This is a genomic window from Peribacillus sp. FSL E2-0218 (assembly GCF_037992945.1).
Taxonomy (GTDB): domain Bacteria; phylum Bacillota; class Bacilli; order Bacillales; family DSM-1321; genus Peribacillus; species Peribacillus simplex_B.
Map to the genome: position 1 here is coordinate 4164982 of NZ_CP150304.1, position 22936 is coordinate 4187917.

21 protein-coding genes are annotated in these 22936 nt (G+C 44.8%); 10 read left to right on the forward strand and 11 right to left on the reverse strand.

Annotation, left to right across the window (positions count from 1 at the left end):
* Positions 1-301: 301 nt before the first annotated feature.
* From MHI53_RS19935 to MHI53_RS19950, 4 genes are all read right to left on the reverse strand, one after another.
* A complete protein-coding gene (locus tag MHI53_RS19935; protein WP_340372063.1) occupies positions 302-1867 on the reverse strand; it encodes a glutathione ABC transporter substrate-binding protein in 1566 nt (521 codons plus the stop codon).
* 100 nt (positions 1868-1967) lie between these two features.
* Complete coding sequence (locus MHI53_RS19940) at positions 1968-3470, reverse strand: amidohydrolase family protein (protein ID WP_061140870.1); 1503 nt, start codon at positions 3468-3470, stop codon at positions 1968-1970.
* 1 nt (position 3471) lies between these two features.
* Entirely contained in the window at positions 3472-4980 is a 1509-nt protein-coding gene (locus MHI53_RS19945) for an amidohydrolase family protein (RefSeq protein ID WP_340372064.1), read from the reverse strand.
* Positions 4981-5045: 65 nt separating this feature from the next.
* The gene (locus tag MHI53_RS19950) at positions 5046-6602 is read right to left on the reverse strand and encodes a glutathione ABC transporter substrate-binding protein (RefSeq protein ID WP_061140872.1); all 1557 of its coding nucleotides are present in this window, start codon (positions 6600-6602) and stop codon (positions 5046-5048) included.
* Between the two features lie 210 nt (positions 6603-6812).
* Here MHI53_RS19950 and nikC point away from each other — a divergent pair, with 210 nt between their 5' ends.
* The 7 genes from nikC (at position 6813) to MHI53_RS19985 (ending at position 13533) form a co-directional block, all read left to right on the forward strand.
* Positions 6813-7715 carry a nickel transporter permease gene (nikC, locus tag MHI53_RS19955; RefSeq protein WP_100532835.1) on the forward strand — a complete coding sequence of 301 codons (903 nt, stop codon included), beginning with the start codon at positions 6813-6815 and terminating at the stop codon, positions 7713-7715.
* 12 nt (positions 7716-7727) lie between these two features.
* Positions 7728-8648, forward strand: a complete 921-nt coding sequence (nikB, locus tag MHI53_RS19960; RefSeq protein ID WP_061140874.1) for a nickel ABC transporter permease — start codon at positions 7728-7730, stop codon at positions 8646-8648.
* Between the two features lie 11 nt (positions 8649-8659).
* Positions 8660-9685, forward strand: coding sequence for an ABC transporter ATP-binding protein (locus tag MHI53_RS19965; RefSeq protein WP_340372065.1), 1026 nt, complete (start codon positions 8660-8662; stop codon positions 9683-9685).
* Positions 9685-10671, forward strand: a complete 987-nt coding sequence (locus MHI53_RS19970) for a dipeptide ABC transporter ATP-binding protein (protein WP_061140876.1) — start codon at positions 9685-9687, stop codon at positions 10669-10671. Before MHI53_RS19965 ends, MHI53_RS19970 begins: the two co-directional genes overlap by 1 nt.
* Before the next feature lie 79 nt (positions 10672-10750).
* Complete coding sequence (locus MHI53_RS19975; protein WP_100532839.1) at positions 10751-11497, forward strand: histidine kinase; 747 nt, start codon at positions 10751-10753, stop codon at positions 11495-11497.
* Positions 11498-11511: 14 nt separating this feature from the next.
* Positions 11512-12210, forward strand: coding sequence for an AraC family transcriptional regulator (locus MHI53_RS19980; RefSeq protein ID WP_061140878.1), 699 nt, complete (start codon positions 11512-11514; stop codon positions 12208-12210).
* A 3-nt stretch (positions 12211-12213) separates the two neighbouring features.
* Positions 12214-13533: a transporter gene (locus MHI53_RS19985; protein ID WP_100532841.1), complete on the forward strand. Its 1320-nt coding sequence runs from the start codon at positions 12214-12216 to the stop codon at positions 13531-13533.
* Between the two features lie 49 nt (positions 13534-13582).
* Here the strand turns inward: MHI53_RS19985 and MHI53_RS19990 are convergent, their stop codons facing one another.
* Together MHI53_RS19990 and MHI53_RS19995 are read right to left on the reverse strand one after the other, a co-directional pair.
* Complete coding sequence (locus MHI53_RS19990; RefSeq protein ID WP_340372066.1) at positions 13583-15676, reverse strand: Ig-like domain-containing protein; 2094 nt, start codon at positions 15674-15676, stop codon at positions 13583-13585.
* A 476-nt stretch (positions 15677-16152) separates the two neighbouring features.
* Positions 16153-16554: a VOC family protein gene (locus MHI53_RS19995; RefSeq protein ID WP_340372067.1), complete on the reverse strand. Its 402-nt coding sequence runs from the start codon at positions 16552-16554 to the stop codon at positions 16153-16155.
* Between the two features lie 221 nt (positions 16555-16775).
* Between MHI53_RS19995 and MHI53_RS20000 the strand changes: the two genes are divergently transcribed.
* Positions 16776-17207, forward strand: a complete 432-nt coding sequence (locus MHI53_RS20000) for a MarR family transcriptional regulator (RefSeq protein WP_100532850.1) — start codon at positions 16776-16778, stop codon at positions 17205-17207.
* Positions 17208-17271: 64 nt separating this feature from the next.
* Here the strand turns inward: MHI53_RS20000 and MHI53_RS20005 are convergent, their stop codons facing one another.
* The 3 genes from MHI53_RS20005 to MHI53_RS20015 all read right to left on the reverse strand — a co-directional run bounded on the left by MHI53_RS20005 (position 17272) and on the right by MHI53_RS20015 (position 19721).
* Positions 17272-18735 (reverse strand): YdiU family protein, encoded by a 1464-nt coding sequence (locus tag MHI53_RS20005; RefSeq protein WP_061140882.1) that lies wholly within the window; start codon positions 18733-18735, stop codon positions 17272-17274.
* Between the two features lie 245 nt (positions 18736-18980).
* Entirely contained in the window at positions 18981-19406 is a 426-nt protein-coding gene (locus tag MHI53_RS20010; RefSeq protein WP_340372068.1) for a hypothetical protein, read from the reverse strand.
* Positions 19407-19571: 165 nt separating this feature from the next.
* Complete coding sequence (locus MHI53_RS20015; RefSeq protein ID WP_155645373.1) at positions 19572-19721, reverse strand: hypothetical protein; 150 nt, start codon at positions 19719-19721, stop codon at positions 19572-19574.
* Positions 19722-20041: 320 nt separating this feature from the next.
* On the opposite strand from MHI53_RS20015, the gene MHI53_RS20020 reads away from it, so the two are divergent.
* Both MHI53_RS20020 and MHI53_RS20025 read left to right on the forward strand, forming a co-directional pair.
* Positions 20042-20734, forward strand: coding sequence for an FHA domain-containing protein (locus MHI53_RS20020; protein WP_061140884.1), 693 nt, complete (start codon positions 20042-20044; stop codon positions 20732-20734).
* 109 nt (positions 20735-20843) lie between these two features.
* Positions 20844-21158 carry a hypothetical protein gene (locus tag MHI53_RS20025; RefSeq protein WP_061140885.1) on the forward strand — a complete coding sequence of 105 codons (315 nt, stop codon included), beginning with the start codon at positions 20844-20846 and terminating at the stop codon, positions 21156-21158.
* A gap of 447 nt (positions 21159-21605) precedes the next feature.
* Here the strand turns inward: MHI53_RS20025 and MHI53_RS20030 are convergent, their stop codons facing one another.
* Together MHI53_RS20030 and spoIID are read right to left on the reverse strand one after the other, a co-directional pair.
* A complete protein-coding gene (locus tag MHI53_RS20030) occupies positions 21606-21755 on the reverse strand; it encodes a hypothetical protein (protein WP_185113022.1) in 150 nt (49 codons plus the stop codon).
* A 134-nt stretch (positions 21756-21889) separates the two neighbouring features.
* Complete coding sequence (gene spoIID, locus MHI53_RS20035) at positions 21890-22924, reverse strand: stage II sporulation protein D (RefSeq protein WP_061140886.1); 1035 nt, start codon at positions 22922-22924, stop codon at positions 21890-21892.
* Between the last annotated feature and the right edge of the window lie 12 nt (positions 22925-22936).

Below are 22936 nucleotides of genomic sequence, written 5' to 3' on the forward strand. Positions count from 1 at the left end.
TTTACTCATTTTTATGTTATTTTTACATATTGCATAAATTGCCCCAAGTTGGGATGGATTGGACTTGGACTGTTCCTTTCCGCTACAGGCGCTCCCTTTCCACTGGGCCACCTTACTCGCGAGTTTCGTGCCTTTACTCGCCAATTTAGACTGAGCACCAAATTTTCGTTTCATCCAGAGTGCCGTGGAAAGTCACATCACAGTAATCGAGTTAAAACAAAAAGGCTTCTGAAGAAATCTCAGAAACCTTTTCATCAGCAAACGGAGTCCCGCCTATATTGGGGCGGACCCATTGCTTTCATCACTTTATCGTTACTTCATTAATTTCGAGATAGCCTGAAGGGCTGATCGAGAAGCCTTTTACATCCTTTGCGACCGCAGCTACGTTTTCAATGACCCTTACCGGAATATATGGGGTATCCGCCATTTCGATTTCCTGGGCCTCGGCGTATAATTCCTTGCGCTTTTGTTCTTCTTTTTCTTTCCTTGCCGCATCTATCAAATCATCAACCTTTTGATTGCTGTAAAAGAACGTATTGCCGGCCGCTCCCTGTGAATTCGTATGAAATAGATTGTATTGATTATAATCGGCATCACCTGTCGCGTTTCTCCAGCTGATGATGAACATTTCCGATTGCCCTTTATTCACTTGTTCCACGAACGACCCGTACTCCATGACCTGTACCTTCAAGTGGATTCCGATTCCTTTTAGTTGCGATTGCAGGACCTCGGCCAAGTTGACTCTTTCTTTACTATCCATTGTAAGGATGGTAGCGTCCAAGCCTTTTGAATATCCGGCTTCGGCCATCAGCTTTTTGGCTTCTTTGAGATTATAATCATAGGCTTCCAAACTTGCATTATACCCAAATACTTTAGAGCCCATCAACGAGTTCGCCTTTACTCCGACATTATTAAAGACGCCTTTAATGATCGAATCCATTTCAATGGCATGGGCAATCGCTTTACGGACCCGGACATCATTGAATGGTTCATTCTTGACATTGAACCCTAAATATTCGGTACCATATCCCTCGCTGCGGTAAACATCCATTGCCGCTGAGGATTCCACTTGATCCATGACCGCTATCGGAAGAGGCTCCGCTATCTGTGCTTCACCGGTTTCAATCATCGATATCCGCGTCGAATCTTCAGGGACAACCTTGAAAATGACCTTGTCCACCTTTGGCTCATTTCCCCAATAGTCTTTGTTCTTCACCAAGGTGATTTCCTGTCCCGGGGACCATGAATCAAATACGAAAGGACCTGTGCCGTTCGGTTCCTGGATAATTTTCTTGCCATACTTCTCGATCGTTTTCGGGCTGATGATTCCCCCTTCGTGATTCGCCAAGATTGAAAGCAGCGGGGAAAATGGCTCCTTAAGTATGAATTGCACGGTATATTCATCAACCGCCTTCACTTCTTTCACCATTTCAAATACGACCGCTCTAGGAGAGGCAACTGCCGGATCCAATAATCGATTGAACGTCTTTTTTACTGCATCTGCGTTGAATGGTATACCATCATGAAACGTTACATCTTCCCTTAGCTTGAATTCCCAAGTGGTGTCATCTTTTTGCTTCCACGATTTTGCGAGCATAGGCTGTATCTCGCCATTTTTATCCCGCTGCACCAGTCCTTCATAGATCTTATGGTGCGTGACACTGGCAGCATTAATCGTGGACATGAACTGCTGATCCAGATTTTCAGCATCCGATAAACGGGCAATGACCAATGTCCCCCCTTCCTTTGATGCGACGCTCGAATCGTTTGCCGTTTCACTTACACCATTGTTAGAAGAACAGCCTGTAATGATCAATCCGATGAACATGACTAGAATAAGCCTTCCTATGCCAAGATTACCTGCCATGGACCATGACCTCCCGATTTCTTTTTTTGTATATTTATCTAATTATAGAAAATATTCTTACTATTTATCGTGAAAATATTTACTATATTTTGCACTTTCTTTACTTCTTTTCTCTCTCTATTCCTGATTGGGGAGCAACTGATTCTACCATCTTAAATGAGGGCTTAAACAACTGTTGCTCAGGATGTTTCTGATAATCCCTCTCCATATATCCGCTTCTCATCCTATTGAAATATTTTTGCGCCTTATTATTCATCTCTTTCAAATCAAGGCCGGGGATCATTTGATCTTTCATGACGATCTTCCCATTGATGATGGATAAGGTAACGTCCTTCCCGGTGCCGCTTATAAACATGGTTCGGATGGGGTCATCCATGACACCCATATGGTAGCTGTCCAGGCTGACCGCAATGATATCGGCCTTTGCCCCTGGGGCAATCCGGCCTAAATCGTCCCTGCCAAGAAAAGCGGCTCCACCAAGAGTCGCGGACCGAAACAAGTCGGCATACGTGGAGCCTTCCACTTCACTTTCCGCCATTCGTGAAAGCATGCTGCCTACCCTTACGTTTTGGAACATATCTGGAGGGAATGTATCCGTTCCAAGGGCTATATTGATTTCTGCCCTTTTATATTCAGCGAAGGATTCCAGCGCCTCGCCATGCCTGCCGATAATCAGCGGGCAATGAATCACCGTTGTCTTCGTTTCCTTGAGAAGCGCCAAGTCATCACTCTGGCCATATTTCGCTCGGCTGTATCCTGAAATATAATGGGCGTGGGGAATTCCCGTTCTTGGACCGAGGAAACCAAGATCGTACAAGTATTGAATCGGTGTCACGTGATGAGCTTCCCATATCGTCTCGAATTCAAAGCTCCCCTGGGCAGCATGAAGCTTGATCGGTACACCCAATTTATCGCTATAGTATTTTGTCTGTTTTAAACTATTTGCCGTTTGGCACTCTACACGTTCTGGGGCAAGCATCCCTCTTATCAGGCCATCATAGGCTCCATCGAACGTTTCGACAAACTCGACCGCCCTTCGTAATCCAGCTTCACCGGCCTTTTCATCCCAGTGCAGTTTTACCTTGCCGTTAGGCTGGACGACCCTGATCCCGGATTGGAAGCTTGGCCCCAAGTAAATCCTTAGCCCCAATCCAGCTGCATGCTCCGCCGCAGTTGCCAACTCCTCATAGGTTTCGGCCCAGCTTTTATAAAAAACGGAGGTAATCGGCATCGCCGTCGTCACGCCATGAAGGATGAGCTGTGAATATGCATATAGAGATTTGAAAGCTTCATCTTCTTTGGACATCCATTCGGGATGGCCGCTTTTGATATAGTCCTCTGACCAAAGCAGATTTTTCTGTCTATCGGAGCCAGCTTCAAAATGCAAGATATCATGGTCAATGTCCCCTAACGCATTCAAATCAATGAAGCCGGGGCTAATGATGGCATTCCCGGCGTCCAATACCGCATCCACTTCTTGCGAATACTTTTTTCCTACATACAAAATCGTATCCCCTTCATATACGACCTCCGCATTTTCCAAAATGACATGATCGCAGCCATCATGACCAATTACGTATCTTCCTTTAAGCTTCGTTTTCATTTTATTCCCCTTTCCGCAATGCCGCAGCGTTTTCCCGTTCGTCATATCTCCTTTCATCGACATAGGCCCTGGCGTGTCCCCAGAAATATTTCGTCGGCTTCATATACTTTTCCAGCCCCGCACGCTCGATCGTCGAAAAGGCTTCTTCATTCGCTTCGTCGAGTACGGTACTTTCATGAACGGTTCGGACCTCCCTCCCCTCCATGATTAATTTCCCATCGACGATGACATGCTCCACATCATTCGCCACTGCTTGGAAGACAAGCCGATGAACATGCATGAATTCAGGAGTCAGATGCGGCTGATGCAAATTGACCGTAATTACATCCGCTTTCTTCCCAATCTCAAGCGAACCGATTTCATCATCCCAGCCAATGCATTTCGCCGCATCGATCGTAATCATTTCTAGCAGTTTTCCTGGGGGTAAATAGTAATAATCCCGTAGTGCCGCCTGGTGAACAAATTGGGTTTTCCTCATCGCCTGGAACATATCAAAGCTAGTCGAAGGCGAGGTTCCATCGGTAGAGATCGCCACCGTTGCCCCCATTTCCAATAATTCAGTGATCGGCGTTCGGGCAAGCACCTGTCCAAAACCTGGCGAGGCACTGACATTCGTCCCCGTTTCTGCCAGTATCCTTGCCTCATCGAAGGAAATGCCGCGACAATGCTGTAAATGGACATCCGGACCCAACAGGGCATTCTGCTTATCTTGTATCGCTAAATGGATCATCCCGCCAAAAGCATCGGAATGAATCCTCGTATCATATTTACGGGCAATTTCCCGAATTCTTTTCGCTTGATAAAGATCATGATCACTTAGCCCATATAGCCTGTCAGGAGCTGTGGGATTGGAGGGGTCAACCGATGTGACGATGACAAAAGGTGTAATGAAGGCCCTTGTTCTGTCTTCATTTGCATGATTCAGTGCTTCAATCACTGCTTCCGCTCCCTTTAATACCTCTTCATAGGTAACCTCCTTCACGATTCTTTTCCCATCAACCCATCGACTGAATGAATGAGGCCATGGAGGGTTACAGGGACCTGTGCAGATAACCTCCCTCACCCCCACCTCGGCATAAGCCTTCGCATGATTGATGGCGAAAATCGGGTCATCGGATCGCGGCATCGAGCCTAACACACTTACACCCGTTGTCACACCCGCCTTCAATCTCTCAAGGGCGGAGAGCTTTCCTTCGTAGTACCAAAAATCATCGGTTACAAAATGTTTATACGTATTCGTCATGATCGGCATCCAAAAATCGATATTCTCCATCGCGATGGTCTTGAACATCGAGTGCCCCCCATGACCATGAACATCTATCAATCCTGGCAATATGCATTGATGGCTGCAATCGATCACTTTTTTCGCTTCATACTTCGATGTAAGTTTTCCGGTTATGCCAACGTCTAAAATCCGTCCTTCGTTTATGGCGATGGCACCATCCGAAAGGATTCGCCTGTTTGGATCCATCGTAATTACAGTTCCGTGAATGAGCAGCAGATCGATCATATTTCCCCTCCTAATCGAGAAGACAGCATAACCATCGTATGCTGTCTTTTCTTTTGATCCATTCCTTATTGAACGGTTATGTCATCGAGCATTAAATAATTTGCCGGGTTCAGCCAAAGCCCTTTAACCGTTTCGCCATAAACAGCCAGATGCTCATAGTTCCGGATCGGAACATACGGCACCTCTTCCCTTTCGATCTCCTGTGCCTTCGAATAAAGTTCCTTACGTTTATCGCCATCTGATTCCTGTCGTGCCGCTTCGATCAATTTATCCACTTCAGGATTGCTGTAAAATGAGCTATTCCCTGCTGCACCTTGGGATTTGCTATCAAAAAGATTGAATTGATTATAATCCCCGTCGCCTGTCGCATTGCCCCAGCCGCCTATGGAAACCTGATGCTCCCCCTTGGCGGTCGCATCAATATAAGCTCCATATTCAAGAACTTGGATTTTCACCTTGATTCCAATTCCTTTTAATTGGGATTGAATCACCTCTGCCATGTTAATTCTTTCCTTACGGTCACTTGTCGTTAAAGTGATTTCCATGCCCTCCTTGACTCCGGCTTCCTTCAATAGCTTTTTGGATTCATTAATATCATAATCGTATCCCTTTATATTCGGATCATAGCCGAAAACCTTCGGACTCATCGTTGAATTTGCCTTTGTACCAACATCGTTATATACCCCTTTGATGATGGAATCGACTTCGATGGCATGTGCGACCGCTTTCCGGACACGAACATCATCGAACGGCTTTTTCTTGACATTGAAGCTTAAGTATTCGACGGCAAGTCCTTCGGTGCGATAAAGCCCCATCGTGTCCGACGCCTCGATGCGATCGATTTCCGTCACGGGCACTTGATCGGTCACATGTGCCTCACCCGTTTCGATCATCGCAATTCTCGTTGCATCTTCAGGGACGACCTTGAATACGACCCCATCGATCTTCGGTTCTTTCCCCCAATAGTCTTCATTCTTTTCCAGCTCGATCGCTTCTCCCGATTTCCACGATTTGAAAACGAATGGTCCTGTCCCAACCGGATTTTGGCCAAGTTTATCACTATGCTCTTTAATCGCCTTTGGACTTAAAATGCTTCCTTCATTACTGACCAATATCGAAAGTAGGGGAGCATATGGATATTTCAGTTTGAACTGTACAGTCGTATCATCCACTACCTTGATTTCCTTGATCATTTCCAATTTCCCGGCCTGTGGCGAAGAAGTCTTCGGATCCAGTAATCTGTCGAAATTGGTTTTTACCGCTTCAGCATTGAAAGGTGCCCCATCATGGAATTTCACGCCCTCACGCAATTTGAACTCCCATGTTTTATCATCGAGCTGTTTCCATTCCTTCGCGAGCAATGGCTGTGGTTTCATGTCCTTGTCAGGAACGACCAATGTTTCATACACCTTTTCATAGACGACGTTTGCCGAAGGAATGTCCGTAATGAAATGCGGATCAAGTGTCGTCGCATCAGAGAGCCGCGCAACGACCAATGTTCCCCCTTCCTTCGCTTCCCTTTCTGGCTTCTTGCTGCTTGTTTGATCTGATGTACATCCAGATAAAACCGTCGAGATACATAATAACGATGCAAATAGTAATCCAGTTATACCTTTTCTCATGATAGTTGTTCCTCCCTTTCCTACTTCCCTTTGATTTCCACGCAACTTTTACGATGAGCACATTGGGCATAATCAAATTATAAGAAAAAACAAAATTTTATATTTTCAGAATCTTTACTCATTTTTTTATTATCTTTACTGCTTTCAGGCATCATATTTACTTCGATACCTATTTTGCATAAATTAAATGAAAGAAAAGGAGGAACTGTCATGAAGCCAGAGGTCGTTATCAAGAATCCAGGATTGAAGCTAAACAAAAACAAATCTACAAAACTACAAAACTGGAAAGCCTTTTATAAAAAGTTCAAAAGAAATAAGTTGGCATTGGTAGGCGGATACATCGTACTTTTTTATATTTTATTGGCCATTTTTGCACCTGTCGTTTCACCGCAGGATCCATATGAAATCGATTTGGTCAACAAGCTTCAGCCACCTACGGCAGAGCATTGGATGGGGACGGATGATAAGGGAAGAGATATTTTGAGCAGGTTATTATATGGGACTCGCCTTTCCTTAACGGTGGGATTCGTTTCCGTTTTCTTCGGCGCCTTCATTGGCATCCTCTTGGGATTGACGGCTGGCTATTATGGAAAGTGGATCGATACGGTCATCATGAGGATCGTGGACGTCCTGCTTGCCTTCCCGGGAATATTGCTGGCCCTTGCCATCATAAGCGCCCTGGGACCAAGCTTAATCAACGTAATGGTAGCGGTTGGTGTGTTTTCCATCCCCATGTTCGCCCGAATCGTACGGGGTTCCACACTTTCGGTCAGGAAGCTTGAATACATTGACGCCGTTCGTGCATTGGGAGCCACCGATTTCACGATCATATTCAAGCACATTTTCCCTAATATCCTTTCACCCGTCATCGTACAAGCGACATTGCGCCTGGCAACGGCCATTCTTTCGGCAGCCGGCTTGTCGTTCCTCGGACTAGGAGCCCAGCCTCCTTCACCGGAATGGGGCGCGATGTTAAGCAGCGGACGGGACTATTTGTTCAGCGCTCCGCACATCGCTTTATTTCCGGGCATCGCCATATCCACACTTGTACTTGGCTTCAATGTCTTCGGGGATGGGTTGAGGGACGCCTTGGACCCAAGAATGAAAAAATAAGGAGGAGAGAACATGTTCGTATTCATCGTCCGGCGCATTTTGCAAACGATACCGGTATTGTTAGGAGTAAGTTTAGTCGTCTTCCTCATCATGCAGATGGTTCCCGGTGACCCGGCAACCCTGCTTGCAGGTGAAGGTGCGACAAAAGAAACGATAGAAATGATCAGGCACCAGCTTGGTTTGGACCGCCCCATCATCTATCAGTACGTTGATTATGTGATTCATGCCGTACAAGGCGATTTCGGCGAATCCCTCCGGAGCAGCCGCCCTGTCCTGGACGAGATTATGGTCCGCTTGCCAATTACCCTTGAACTCGCACTTGCCAGTATTTTCATCACTGTCGTGTTTGGAATGGTGGCCGGAATCATCTCGGCAACCAAGCAATATTCTGCAGCTGACATTTCCATCATGATCGTTGCTTTATTAGGAATCTCCCTGCCTAGTTTTTGGTTAGGGCTGATGCTCATCTACTTTTTTTCCGTCAATCTTCATTGGTTTCCCGTTTCAGGCTGGGGGACCTTCAGGCATATGATCCTGCCTGCGATAACCCTTGGTGCCGGCGGAGCGGCGATTGTCGCCCGGATGACCAGGTCAAGCATGCTTGAGGTCGTTCGTCAGGATTACATTCGTACCGCGAAAGCAAAAGGATTGAAGGAGCATGTCATCATTTATAAGCACGGGCTGAAAAATGCGCTGATCCCCGTCATTACGGTCGTTGGCCTCCAGTTCGGTGCACTCCTTGGCGGCACCGTATTGACCGAGTCCGTATTTGCCATCAACGGACTTGGACGATTGATCGTGGATGCCATCAGAACGAGGGATTTGCCGATGGTCCAAGGCGGTGTCCTTATCGCCTCCGTCATCTTCGTATTCATGAATTTGGCTGTCGATGTCCTCTATCGATACTTTAACAAGCGAATAGACCTAAACTAAGGAGGTACGTGATGAAACAGTTTGATGAAAAAATCCTGGAAGTTAAAAATTTACAAACTCACTTTTTCACAGACGAAGGAATAAGCAAAGCCGTGAATGGAATCAGCTTCACCCTGAACAAAGGAGAAACGCTTGGAATCGTAGGGGAATCAGGAAGCGGGAAAAGCATCACCTCCTTATCCCTGTTAAGGTTAATTCCATCCCCTCCCGGTAAAATCACCGGCGGCAGCATCCTTTTTAAAGGAGAGGACCTGCTTGCCAAAACCGAAAAACAAATGCGGTCGATTCGCGGAAACGAAATTTCGATGATCTTCCAGGAACCGATGACTTCATTGAATCCGGTATATTCAGCGGGCGAACAAATTGCAGAAGCCATCCGGCTTCACCAAAAGCTTGGAAAAAAAGAAGCGTGGAACAAAGCGGTCGACATGCTTCAGCTTGTCGGAATCCCTTCCCCTGAAAAAAGGGCAAAGCAGGAACCGCATGAACTGAGCGGCGGAATGAGGCAAAGGGTCATGATTGCGATGGCACTTGCCTGCCACCCTGAGGTATTGATAGCGGATGAGCCTACGACGGCGCTTGACGTGACGATCCAAGCGCAAATCCTGGAACTGATAAAATCGCTGCAAAAGGATTTCGGAACGGCTGTGATTTTAATCACGCATGATTTAGGTGTCGTGTATGAAACATGCGATAAGGTGGCGGTGATGTATGCCGGAAAAATGGTTGAATACACCTTGGCGAAAGAAATTTTCACCAACCCTAAACATCCTTACACCATCGGATTATTGAACTCCCTTCCTCGCCTCGACTTGGATCAGGAGGAATTGACCACCATCCCCGGGACCGTTCCAAGTCCGTATGATATGCCCAAGGGCTGCAGCTTCGCACCCCGTTGTGCACATGCGAAGAGCATTTGCGAACAAGCCGTACCGGATCTCGAATCAATCGGACCCGACACATTGGTCAGCTGTTGGATGTATACCCCGCAATGGGAAAAAGAATATGAAGCGGAAGAGAAAGTGGGGGTTCAATGATGGGAGCAACGGTGGAAGACAAGAAGGTTTTGCTTAAAGTAGATCAATTGAAGCAATATTTCCCGATCAAGGGTGGTTTTTTCGGAAGGACCGTTAACCATGTAAAGGCCGTCGACGACATCAGCTTCCATATTTATCAGGGGGAAACGTTAAGTATAGTCGGTGAATCCGGCTGTGGTAAATCGACAACCGGACGGGCCATCCTTCGATTGGATCAACCTACAAGCGGGCAGATACACTTTCAGGGCAAGGACCTTTTACGTTTAGGAAAAAAGGATATGAGGCGTACGAGGAAGGATTTGCAGGTCATCTTTCAGGATCCCTTCGCCTCCCTCAATCCTAGACAGACGATCGGGCAAATTCTCGGAGAAGCCTTAGCGATTCAAAATGTAGTGCCTAAAGAAAATCGCCGGGGCAGGATTGAGGAATTATTGGGACATGTCGGCCTGAGACCTGAATCGCTGGAAAGATACCCACATGAATTCAGCGGCGGTCAAAGGCAGCGGATCGGGATTGCACGGGCACTTGCCGTAGATCCTAAATTGATCATTTGCGATGAAGCGGTATCTGCACTCGATGTCTCCATTCAGGCGCAGGTGCTGAATCTATTAAAAAAATTGCAACGGCAATTCGAACTTACCTTTCTTTTCATATCGCATGACTTAGGGGTCGTGCGCCATATCTCGGATCGCGTCATGGTGATGTATCTAGGAAAGATCGTCGAAATCGCCGACAAAAAGTCGATATTCGAACAGCCTCAGCACCCTTATACAAGGGCCTTGCTGTCTGCGATCCCTGTACCGAATCCCGTGCAGGAAAGGGAACGGATCCTATTGACGGGTGATGTCCCCTCGCCGATCGACCCTCCGAACGGCTGCCGTTTTCATACACGGTGCCCGTTTGTCATGGACATCTGCAAAACGAAGGCACCGGAATTGAAAAGATCAACACAAAATCATCAAGTGGCTTGTCACATTGTGTCATAAATTGTAGATTTCCGCAGAAGTCTTTAGTAAGATACTCATAGACAAAATAATTCAAAAATATAACCAGCAGAGGTTCTCCATGCTAAGTTACGAGGGATTCACCATAATTATCATGCTCTTCATTTTAGCTCCCATCATGGGGGCTATCGCTCTTTTATTTCTATTCATATTCGAAAAGAGAATCGACCTGCTTGAAAATAAAAACAAAGAGATCCGGCTGGAGCAAGCCCTGCAGGAAGCGCAATATAACAAGCTGAACCAGCAAATCCAGCCACACTTTCTCTTCAATACCCTGAATGTCATATTGGGCTTGGCCCGCCTGGACAGGAAGGCCGAATTGATCCGAGCCCTGGAGGCTTTTTCGCAATTCCTGAAATTCAAATACAAAGCTTCCGAGCCATTGATTCCCCTTGCCCAGGAAATTCAGTACACGCAGCATTATCTCGACATCCAAAGCATTCGCTTTGGAGATCGGCTTAAGATCGACATGTCGTGCCCTGACCACTTAACCATCGCACTGGTGCCCCCTTTCATCCTGCAAACATTAGTGGAGAATTCGTTCAAGCACGGCTTGGAAAAAAAGGTCGGGGCAGCCCTTCTTCATATTCAATTCCATTTGGAATCGGAGACGATGTATCTCGTCGTGAAGGATAATGGGTTCATCGGAAACGCCACTTCCGCTGCTGAGGATGGCGGACATGGCCTGGACAATATCCAAAAACGCCTACACTTGTATTTCAGCACTCGTGCACATTTAACGATAGCTTCTGATGAATCGGGCACAAAGGTGGAGGTGTCCTGGCCACTTGTTTTTGATACGAAATAGAAGGAGGCACCGGAATGAATGTATTATTAGTTGATGACGAACCACTGGTCCTTGAACAAATGGAATATATGATCCAATCGATATTCCCTTTTTGGAAGTTCCATAAAGCCGCTGATGCTGTTCAAGCCCTTACCCTCAACCAGAATCACAAAATCAACCTCGCTTTCCTGGACATTAACCTTCCAGGGCGATCGGGCCTTGAATTCGGTGAAGATCTGCGGGCACTCAATAAAGATGTGGAAATCATCATGGTAACCGCCCATCAAAGCTTCGACTATGCCCAGCAATCCATCAGGATCGGGGTTGTTGATTACTTAACGAAACCGGTGATTGAAAGTGAATTGCATAAAGTGCTATCCAAGTATCAAGAAAGCGGGGTAACCCAAAACTATTCAAGCCTGATCCATCATTCGCTATCATTCATTCATGAAAATTATGCGGATAAAATCTCGCTTTCGGACATCGCCCGTGAAGTACATACGAACCCGACTTATTTGAGCAGGAAATTCCATGAAGAGGTCGGCACCTCCTTTTCCGAATATTTAATGCACTATCGAATCGAAGCCGCTAAAAGGGCGTTAACCACTAACACGAACTGGAGCATCTCGGATGTAGCTGAACACTCCGGTTTCAACAGTCAGCATTATTTCAGCACGTTATTCCGTAAAATAGAGGGAATTACACCGAAGGAGTTCCGCGAGAAAGGAAAATGACCATTGCGATCACGGACATTTCAAGAATACGTACAAGGCCCGATCCAAATCGGAATGGGCTTAGGAATCATCTCCCTCCTGGCACGCTGGGTGACGGGAACCACCATCTTATCCTCTCCTGAATCCATGGTGAAGTATGGCGTGTTCGGTGGAATCGGCTACGCGATAATGGGGGCGATCGCCCTGTTCATGTTCAGCTTCATCGGCAAGCGGGTTCGGCAGGATTTTCCGGTGGGATTGACCATGGGCGACTATTTAAAAACGAGGCTGCATCCACTGGGATATTGGATCTTGCTGGTCATCCTGGTCATAACCAGCTTACACATTTTATTCATTCAGGGAATGGCCGCCTCCACCCTCTGTCAATTCCTTTTCGATACACCGCTGTATGTCGGTTTATTTTTCTTTTTCGTTTTTTGTGTTCTTTTTGCAGGCTTCGGCGGGTTGAAGCTCATTCATCGTTTCGCCGCCTTTCAAGTCGTTTTCATGTTTGCCGCCGTCATCTTGATTCCTTTATATTTTTTCGTCAAAGAAGGCATCCAGCCCGTTTATGATGGAATCCGCCTGTATCATCCCTATATGCTCGTGATCAATAAATATGATTTATGGAGTTTCATTTTTGCCGGACTGCTCGTCGGATTCGGCCAATTTTTCTTTGATCTGACATCATGGCAGCGTTTGTTCATGATCGAACTGAAAAAGGTTCCCTTAACCTTTTCCTTGTCCGGCCTGATATGGCTCATATTCCCGCTCTCATTTTCATCACTGTTCATCATGGTGATCTTCACTGGCGGCTTCACTGATATCCACTCCATTTTAGAGGGGCTGGCAAACAAGATCACGACGCCATTTTTTTTCATCCTGTTCGTGCTTTGTGCCTTCAGTGCAATCACGTCAACATTCGGAGCCTGCCTGCATGCCTTGGTCAGCCTGATTGTCGCCAATATGATCGATCCCTTCCAGGACAGAACGACTGACCAGCAAAAAATAAGGATGGCCTACCTTCTATCAATCAGTATCGGCGTATTGATATTCATGGCTACACTCTTATATTCCCCAAACCTATTGGAGCTTTTATTTTATTCCGGGAATATCTATTCGGCCTTGCTCGCCCCCATCCTGGTGATTGTGTTCAGCAAAGGGAAAGTCGCCAATTACATTCCGATAAGTGCGGTCTTGGCCATCGCTGCCTCCTACATCATCCAGCCTTATGCAAGTGAATTTCAAAGCATATGGTTCAGCGGTTTAACATCCTTCACGATCATCGTCGCATGCATGATCTATAGCTTCATCCGGAATAAATGGGAGCTTCGCAAAGATTAAAAAAAAGCTGCCGACATGATGTCGACAGCTTTTTTCCTCTGCTGGAATGCTATTTTTTGGTGAAATCCACCTTATTCAAGCTAGAAATATTAATGCGATCTCCATTTTTCAGCGTGGTCGTTACACTTGTTACCATGTAATCATCACGTTCATTGGAGAGGATTTCATTTACAAGTAAATGGTCTCCCCTGTAAATGAATAAATTTCCTGCTGAACTTGGTGTCGTTATTTTATATCTTCCCGCTGCTATATCTTTGCCTACTGTCCAGTATCCAGCATGCAGGGTATTCGATTTAACATGGGATACTTTGGTGAACTGTACACTGTCCAGTCCAGCTATTTCAATACTGTCCCCCGATTTAATATCCGTTGTAACAGCCGTTACACTATAACCATCATCTTCATTTGATAGGATTTCATTTACATAGCGATCGTAGCTATTATCCGCGATAAATAAATTGCCGCTGCCCGATTTTGTCGTGATTTTATAACGTCCTGCCGGCAAATTTTTGCCTGCCTTCCATTTTCCTGCACTTAAACTTTTACTATAAGGTACATAAATCGTGGTGACGCTTGATTTTCCATTTACAGTAGTCGCCGTAATTTTGGCCGTTCCAACTCCCACAGCGGTCACTTTCCCTTTACTATCGACCTTCGCTATTTTTGTATGGGACGATTTCCACTTCACCGTTTTATTCGTTGTATTGCTAGGACTAACAGTTGCGGATAAGGCCAATGTTTTACCTTTTAACAAAGTGGCGGAAGTCTTGTTCACTTTAATTGATTTTGCCATGACCGGGGCTGTAATGGTGACCTTCACCTTAGCATCCTTTGCCCCTTTAACGCTTGCCGTGACGGTGGTCGTCCCTTTTAGTTTGCCGGTGACCTTCCCTTTGCTATCAACGGTGGCGATTTTGGTATTAGCGGATTTCCACTTCACCGTTTTGTCCGTGCTATCAGAGGGTGACACGGACGCAGTCAGGGTTCCTGTCTTGCCTGCCATGATAGACAAGCTTGATTTATTCACCTTCACCGTTTTTGTGGAAACCTTTACGGCAACGGTTTTCATGACCTTCGTGTTCTCTTTGGCAGTCGCCGTTATGGTCGCCGATCCATTTTCCAATCCTTTTATATTGCCTTTTGAATCGACTTTAGCGACTCTGGAATTCGAGCTTTTCCATAAAATCGTTTTATTCGCTGCATTGCCTGGAGCTACTGTCGCAGTTACTTTAATCGTTTGGTTATTTGAGATGTTTAACGCTGATTTACTTAATTTCAAACTAGTAGGAACAATATTCGTCACTGTAACTTCGATGCTTTTTTTAATGGATGCATCACCATCGGCAGTAGCTGTGATTGTTGTCCTGCCAGCTTTAAGTGCTTTTACATTTCCTTTCACATCTACTGTCGCAATTCGGGGATCACCGACAGTCCAACTAACACTTTTATTAATGGCACTGTTCGGATACACCGTAGCCTTTAATTGTGCGGTTTGGCTCACTAACAGGGACAGACTAGGCTTACTCAACGTGATACTTTTCGGAACTAGGATCTTTTCTTTAAAACTCATCGTACCGACCAATGAAGAAATGTAGATTTTTTCTCCCTCCGAAGCCCTATACTCATAAGGATCTTCTTCGTTGAAGAGGTTAAGAGAATCTTTTCGGTTATATCGGTCATCCAAAATATTTATATACGCCACATCATAGTCATCCGAAGGGCGGTCAATATCCAATGCATACGTGCCTGCAGGAATATCGGTGCCTATCTCATAATAACCAGCGGATATGTTTCTCAAGTCTACTTTCGGGATTTGCCGGACGTCCATAGTGGAAGCACCATCATATAGATTGCTTTCTATTTTGTCTCCAGCTTTCAAGCGTACCGTAAATCGTGTAGGCATGTATCCATCATCACTGAGCGTTTCATTAATTATTTCGTTCGTATCCCTCGTAATAGTAATGATTGCGGTCCCTCTTGTAATACTGAATTCAGTTAAGCCAGCGGATATTCCCTCCCCAGCTGTATAAGTCCCATCACTTATTGAATCAGTACCTGCAGCTTGTACCGTACTACTGCCCAAACCAATCGAAAGCGATAGTATCATCACGAGAATCATCTTGATAATTATATTTCTCTTCATAAAAAGTGAACCATCCTTCTTCATTAATTTTTCTTTAAGTCATCCTATAAGTATATCGACAGCAAATTCAATAATTTCATTATGCAATAATTCACTGGAATTGTATGGATAATACTTAAAAATATTTAGAAGAATTTTCTGTTTTCTAGCCAAATCAGTGATTGGCTCTTAATTTGGTCGCTTTAACCTTGAGTTTCCTCGGTTTATCCGCGAGTTTTGGCACTTTATTCGCGAATTTAGCCCTTTTACTCGCGAATTTCGGTACTTTATTCGCGAATTCGACACTTTTACTCACGAATTCAGCAGCTGGCTCTTGATTTGGTCGCTTTAATCTCGATTGGGCTTCCTACTCATTCAGGGTATTTTGCTTTCTAAAAAAAGACAAGCTTCCCCGATTGATGTGGATACACGGCCACTTCGAATCGGGGAAGCTCATTATTGGCTTCATGCATGAACAGCTTTCAACGGCCTTCTGGCTAACTTGTAGGACGTTCCAAACTGCCGACTGTGGATGGTCCTGTTGCTTCTTCCTTAGCTATTTGGCAGTAAACTTCGACGAGGAATCCGCCTGGTGCAGAAACATAAAAGGTGTAGGCATGTTCATGTTTCGGCAGCCCCGCCTCGTATCCATCCGCTGACAGTCTTCGATTTACCTCATCCACCTGCTGCTTGTTTTTCTGGGGGAAACCTATATGGAATGTTTTTGGATAATGTGCATCCTTGCCCTTCATTAAGTTCAGCAGGAATCCATCGTCATCGAACATGGCCGCAAAACCCGATCCTTTGCTTCCGATACAGGTTAAACCAAAATACGTTTCCAAAAAGTTTCGCGTTGCAGGGACATCCGTTACCGTTAAATTCAGATGATTGATTTTCAATATCGTTCCCTCGCTTTCTGCTTTTGATTTAGGATGCTTCCTTTACAACATGTGAAATGTTTCGTTAGAATGAATGCATAAAGAATAAACGAACATTCATTATCTCGACAATTAAACATCTTTGTCATCAAGATATATATTTATATTAAAAGGAGGATTCACTTTTGTCAAACCCACATCAAGTCCCAACGACAGATTCACAGCAATATTTCGTCTCGGCCATGCGGGGTCTAGGGACCCGAACGATTTTATATCAGCAAAATGTCGCCACCTCGCTTGGACTGTATAATCATGATTTCATCTCCGTTGATATCCTGCGCGAAACCGGTCCGATCACTGCCGGAGAACTTGCCAAAAAAACCGGCCTCACCACTGGCAGCATAACGGCATTGGTCGATCGGCTTGAAAAATTCGGATACGTCCGCAGACAAAATGATCCCAATGACCGGCGCAGGGTGATCATCGTACCCGAATATGAAGATAAAGAAGAAGTGTACAACACGTATCTACCGCTTCATAATGAAATGGTTAAGCTCGTTTCCAGCTACACGCCGGAAGAGCTGGAGCTCATCACCACGTTTTTGGGTAAAGCAAGCTCTGTCCTCGATGAACAGATTCAGCAGCTCAGCTCGAATAAACAAGGACCTAAATGATACGCAGCCATATGAAAAGACGGTATCCCGAAACCTCGGGATACCGTCTTTTTTTCACCTGATCTCAAGTCCCGCAAAAAGTCCGATAGGGCGTTGATGAAACAGGCAATGTGGTGTATTCGGCTTGCTTGGCGGAGTGCTCGTAAGGGTTTGAGAGAACATCCAACAGCCGCTGCATCACGCTGTAGTCTCCTTTTTCCACGGCAGCTGAGAGTGCCTCTTCGACCCGGTGGTTACGCGGGATCACCGCCGGGTTGCTGCTTTGCATCAGCTGGCTCGCTGAGGCTTTCGATTCCTGCTGCCTGCCCAGTCTGGCCTGCCAGAGCTCATGCCATTGAACGTATTCCGGTGCCCCAAAAAGGACCGTATCCTCCAATTTATCAAACGTTAGGGCGCGGAATGTGTTCGTATAATCGGCGCCATGTTTCTTCATCATGCTGAGGAGGCCGTTGATTAACGCTTCATCCTGTGTTTCTTCATTATACAGCCCCAATTTCGCTCGCATCCCCGCCAGCCAGTGGGCGTGATGCAGCTCTTTAAAAGCCGAAATCTTCTCCTGTGCCAGCTCGACTGCCGAGTCCAGGTCTTCATGCAGCAACGGCAACAGGGATTCTGCGAACCGCGCAAGATTCCAGCCGCCAATTACCGGTTGATTGCCATAGGCATAACGGCCTTGGGTGTCAATGGAGCTGAAAACCGTTGCCGGATCATAAGCGTCCATGAAGGCACATGGACCATAATCGATCGTTTCTCCGCTAATCGTCATGTTGTCGGTGTTCATCACCCCATGAATGAAGCCAACCAGCTGCCATTGGGCAATAAGCCTTGCCTGACGTTCGATCACTTCCTCGAACAGTGAAAGATACCGGTTCTCCCCTGCTTCTACATCGGGATAATGCCGCTTTATCGCATAATCGGCAAGCGTCCTGAGCTCGTCAATCGTGCCCCATTTCGCCGCGAACTGAAAGGTGCCGACGCGCAGATGACTCGCAGCGACACGGGTCATGATCGCTCCAGGCAGCCTTGTTTCCCGGATGATCGACTCGCCGGTCGTAACCACTGCCAGACTTCGGGTCGTCGGAATGCCAAGTGCATGCATCGCCTCGCTGATGATATACTCCCGCAGCATCGGCCCCAGTGCCGCACGCCCATCGCCCCCGCGCGAATACGGCGTTCTTCCCGGACCCTTGAGCTGGATATCGACCCTTCCGCCTTGAGGAAGGATCTGCTCGCCTAGCAGGATGGCCCGGCCGTCCCCTAACATGTTGAAATGACCGAATTGATGCCCCGCATACGCTTGAGCAAGAGGCGATCCGCCTTCAGGTGTCTCGTTTCCGGCAAACACCGCCACACCAGCTTCACCCTTCAATGCCTCAACGTCCAGATTAAGCGATGCTGCCAACGGTTCATTGAGGATGACCAACTCAGGTGAGCTTACAGGAGTCGGCTTCGTGCTCGTGAAAAACTTTTCCGGAAGACGGGCATAACTATTGTCTAAATTCCATCCTGTTTCATTACTCTTAGTCATGGCTTCTCCTTTTCTCGTTTTGTCGTTTTGTATGAATGCTCGTTCGCTCATCATTTCAGCTATATACCATACTTAAAACCAAAGAATGCAGTCATTTTTAATGTCTGCTTCTGCCAATTTATTATACCGTTTCCATATGGAAATGGCTCATTTTAAGTATGGGTGACGACCCTATGCTCGTTCATGAATCCCCTTATTTCTGCAAATGGAACATATGCTTTAATGCTGGTACGCAATGATATCAGCTATTCAAAATCAGGCCCATCCCCATTTATAATGACCATTGCATGTTGTTTCCCACTATTTAAGACCAGTTTGATGCTTCCTTCTCCGGACAATGATTTAAATGAACGAATGGCATCTCCCTTCATCACTTCAGAGAATACCTTTTCCCCCTTTGAATCTCTTACTATACATTCCATTTCACCATCAGTTTGCTCATCCTTTATTGAAAGGGTATTGTTTTCTTTTAAAAAAGTTTGTATATCAAGCGTTTTCTCTTCACGAATATTGCCAGTGATACTCATAGCAGCTACCAAAACCTTTGAGTCTTGTAAATAGGTTGTATTCACTTCTATTCCGTCGGTAGCCATTTTCTTTGTTCCTGTATAAAGATTCATGATTAATCCAAGCAGTAAGAAAGTACCGATCACTACCAGTATTTTTTTCATAACGAATACCCCCTACCCTTTAATAATCTACCATTTAAGGTTTATTTTAGGTACATTTTATCATAAAAAAACCCACCGCTAATCCGGTAGGCCTAAACTTATTATTTTTAACCGGCGTCACTTCCGGTATTAATTTCAACGTCCTTCTCACATCCCCTGCTAGACTCAATTCAGGATAGCCAGGGTGATGAAGGCAATGCCAAATGTGCAGTACAGACCGAGGGTAAGGGGCTGGGGATAAATGATGTAAACCATCATGCTAATGATCATCAGCAGGATACTGTAGGCATTGATTCTATCTCTCCACATACTCATCTTTGGTCAACTCCTTTTGAATGCGTTTTGAACGCAGTACCATCCTCCCGGCCGCATTTGCGATGGGGTACCTGAATTAAACACTTCGCTGTTTCATTTTTCCGTTTGGCTTGCAGCGAATGATGCTTTCCCGCTTCAACAACGTTTATTTACTGGGTGTGTCTTCGTGCCTAATTCTGATTTTTTTCATTTTTCGTTAGGATGTATGCGTCTGATAATTTATAATTATAGGATTGCAACCACTAAATAGCCATGTAGCTAAAATGATAAGTCCATGAAAATATAGTGAATATTCAGACTTTTAAGGGGATATGAAGGAAATGTTCAATAAAACTTTCAAGGTAGTCCTGAGAACCTTGCATAAAGGTCAAACCGAGGAATTCGCCTATGTATATGAAGGGAAAAGCTTGTTGATTGGACGTGCAACCCAGCACTCGAAAGCTGATTTCAAGCTTTATAATGACTTCGTTTCCAGGGAACATTGCCGTATTTATCTGTTGGAAGGAAAGCTTTTCATCGAGGATTTGGCGAGCAAGCACGGGACATCCGTGAACCAGATGCGATTGGTCCCTGGTCAGCCCTGCGCCATTGAACCGGGTGATGCCATTGCTTTGATTAATGGATTGATTGAATTCATGATATCGATCGACAACGATTTAACACGTGATTTCACTCCGGTGAATCCAGATATGCACCGAACCGTGACCATCAATGAACATCTTCAGACCGTAACCATCAATGAAGAAGCACCCATTAAAATGCCCACGAAGGAATTCATTTGCTTTAAGCTGCTTCATGAGAACTTGGACAATCTCATTTCAAAGGAAATGATCGTCCAGCATGTTTGGCCCGAAAGAAATGGTGATCCTGAGCAAATTGTATCAGCTGAAGAAATCGCCTCCCTCCTCTACAGGGTGCGGAAGCGGATAAATGGCCACTTTGCCATTAAAGCCGTCATCCAAAAAGGATATTATATGGAATCGATACTCTCCATCAACCTCTCGGACCTCTAATGATTCAAGAATCATGTAATGAAAAGCATCCATTCAATGGGTGCTTTTTATTTTAAAGGAAATTTTCCCCTTTTATTGAATATATATTCTTAAAAAAGGAGGTGAGTAAGTGGAGGTTAAGAATAGAACGTTATATGTTTTAGAAATCATGGAAAATGGGGAACATCGTTCTTTTGATTATGAAACCGAAGATGAAGCCTATCATGCATTCGAGTTCCTTGTAAAGACATACAAGGATAACAGGATTATTGATAAAGGACCTGTCATTACCGCTGATACTATCACCCAATTGAGCATCAGCAAAACTGAAGTAGGTTCTTTACCAAAATGCGCAATCGCAAACTACTCGCCTTTTGAATGGTTCAAGGATATACATGAGGAAATTATGCTCTCGGCTAGAATATACCATGAAAATCAAAAATGATGACCAAGTCGGGCATCCGCTTATGTGGATGCTCTTGTATTGGAAGGAGATACATGTTGGGCAATGCCCCATTTTTTTGATCCCGCCATTTAACCTAATGATTTTCAGGACATAAGAAAAAGGGCCGCACCCGCAGCTCCTGCTTATTATGGAGTGGACACAACCGTGAAAAAATCAGACCCTGTTTTGTATATTTCATGAGTTTAAACTGCCCTGTTTCTTATCTTTAAATAAGCGATAAAGGCCCCTGATGAGATAATGCAGAAAAAAGTAACCAAAAAGTATAATGGAAGGCAGGGCATTGGTGTAGATATTCAAAAAAACCATACCAAAAACCAGAAAAAGCAAGGAAATCATAAAGTCAGATATATAACGTTCAATACTAGTCAACATCATCACCTCTAACTTATTTTACCATTAGCCATTCTTATTGGAAATGCCTCCGATTCAATCAATTACACGCTTTACTAAACGGATGATCATTTTTGGAATGAAAGTCAAGATAGTAAAAACCAATTCAGCTAAGATTGAATCGAGAATTTCATCCATTATGCCCTTGAAAAAACCTTTCTTTGCTTTTCTTTTCCCTCTTGCCACTTTTATATCCTCTTTATCTTTCATGATTTACTAACGTACTGCCTCAATCATTCTGCCTTTTATTCTATAACAAAAAGAGCTGCTCGTCACAGCCCTAACCTTTAAGTTTTTACAGGGAATAATGGAGGGATATTTCACTTTTTCACATACATTTTATTCATAAAGGGTTCAACTGAAGAAATGGTTATATCCTGATAATAATAATGAACGATATCTTTATAACTCTTCCCCTCTTGAGCCAATCCGTTTGCCCCATATTGGCTCATGCCTACACCGTGGCCATTACCTTTTGTGTAAATAATAACCTCACTGCCCTCTCTTTTAATCGTGAAATCGGATGATTGGAGTTTCAGCTTATCCCTGATGGTTTTCCCACTATATCTCTTGTCATTAATTTCGATAAGCTTTATGCGATTCCCAGTTGATTTTGAAATAACCTTACCGATATTGACATCATTATTCAATTTAATTCCCAGCAGCTCTTCAAATTTGGATACTTGAATTGCCGTTTGGTATTGGAACTTTGGAGATTTGATGTCCCAGGGACTTTCAACGCTTTTTAGATATGGGGTTTCATTCCCCCAGTAATCCTCGGAATTCTCCGTATATCCATTGCTGGTCGAAAAGAAAGATGCATCGATTGGTTTCTCATCAAAGGTTATAATTTGACCTTTTGTGGCATCGACCGCTTTTTGAACTTTAGAGATATTTGATTGATAATCCTTTCCCCATTCATTAGCTAGCTCTTTCTTGTTTTTAAAGACTTGGTGGTATTGAATATTATCGGTGATATCCGTACCGTCCGGTAAATTAATTTTCGAATCGGAAATCATCTGTTGAACTAAAAAAGTTCTAGCAGCTAATGATTGAGCCTTTAATGCTTCCATTTCAAAAGTAACTGGCATTTCTGAAGCAACGACACCTACCACGTATTCTTCCAAAGGAATATGCTCAATCACTTTCGTTTTTGTCCTATAAACCGAAACGTCGGTGGATGGCTCAGACGAATTTTCTTTCGTGTACGTCGATTCACTCACATCCTGCTTTGTTGATGCATCCAGGTTCTTTTTTGCATGATTTGAAAAGGAAACTACCAAAATGGAAGGCACTACTAATATGACAATCATCGTCGTAAACATAATCCACATCAATGGCTGGAATTTATTCATCCGTCCTCCTTA

Excerpts from the sequence above, each read along its gene's own strand:
- spoIID (WP_061140886.1), bottom strand. The coding sequence starts at position 22,924 with ATGAATAAATTCCAGCCATTGATGTGGATTATGTTTACGACGATGATT.
- nikC (WP_100532835.1), top strand. The coding sequence starts at position 6,813 with ATGAAGCCAGAGGTCGTTATCAAGAATCCAGGATTGAAGCTAAACAAA.
- MHI53_RS19945 (WP_340372064.1), bottom strand. The coding sequence starts at position 4,980 with ATGATCGATCTGCTGCTCATTCACGGAACTGTAATTACGATGGATCCA.
- MHI53_RS19975 (WP_100532839.1), top strand. The coding sequence starts at position 10,751 with ATGCTAAGTTACGAGGGATTCACCATAATTATCATGCTCTTCATTTTA.
- nikB (WP_061140874.1), top strand. The coding sequence starts at position 7,728 with ATGTTCGTATTCATCGTCCGGCGCATTTTGCAAACGATACCGGTATTG.
- MHI53_RS20015 (WP_155645373.1), bottom strand. The coding sequence starts at position 19,721 with ATGAGTATGTGGAGAGATAGAATCAATGCCTACAGTATCCTGCTGATG.
- MHI53_RS19970 (WP_061140876.1), top strand. The coding sequence starts at position 9,685 with ATGGGAGCAACGGTGGAAGACAAGAAGGTTTTGCTTAAAGTAGATCAA.
- MHI53_RS19950 (WP_061140872.1), bottom strand. The coding sequence starts at position 6,602 with ATGAGAAAAGGTATAACTGGATTACTATTTGCATCGTTATTATGTATC.
- MHI53_RS19940 (WP_061140870.1), bottom strand. The coding sequence starts at position 3,470 with ATGAAAACGAAGCTTAAAGGAAGATACGTAATTGGTCATGATGGCTGC.
- MHI53_RS20000 (WP_100532850.1), top strand. The coding sequence starts at position 16,776 with ATGCGGGGTCTAGGGACCCGAACGATTTTATATCAGCAAAATGTCGCC.
- MHI53_RS19980 (WP_061140878.1), top strand. The coding sequence starts at position 11,512 with ATGAATGTATTATTAGTTGATGACGAACCACTGGTCCTTGAACAAATG.
- MHI53_RS19990 (WP_340372066.1), bottom strand. The coding sequence starts at position 15,676 with ATGAAGAGAAATATAATTATCAAGATGATTCTCGTGATGATACTATCG.
- MHI53_RS20005 (WP_061140882.1), bottom strand. The coding sequence starts at position 18,735 with ATGACTAAGAGTAATGAAACAGGATGGAATTTAGACAATAGTTATGCC.
- MHI53_RS19935 (WP_340372063.1), bottom strand. The coding sequence starts at position 1,867 with ATGGCAGGTAATCTTGGCATAGGAAGGCTTATTCTAGTCATGTTCATC.
- MHI53_RS19965 (WP_340372065.1), top strand. The coding sequence starts at position 8,660 with ATGAAACAGTTTGATGAAAAAATCCTGGAAGTTAAAAATTTACAAACT.
- MHI53_RS20020 (WP_061140884.1), top strand. The coding sequence starts at position 20,042 with ATGTTCAATAAAACTTTCAAGGTAGTCCTGAGAACCTTGCATAAAGGT.
- MHI53_RS20010 (WP_340372068.1), bottom strand. The coding sequence starts at position 19,406 with ATGAAAAAAATACTGGTAGTGATCGGTACTTTCTTACTGCTTGGATTA.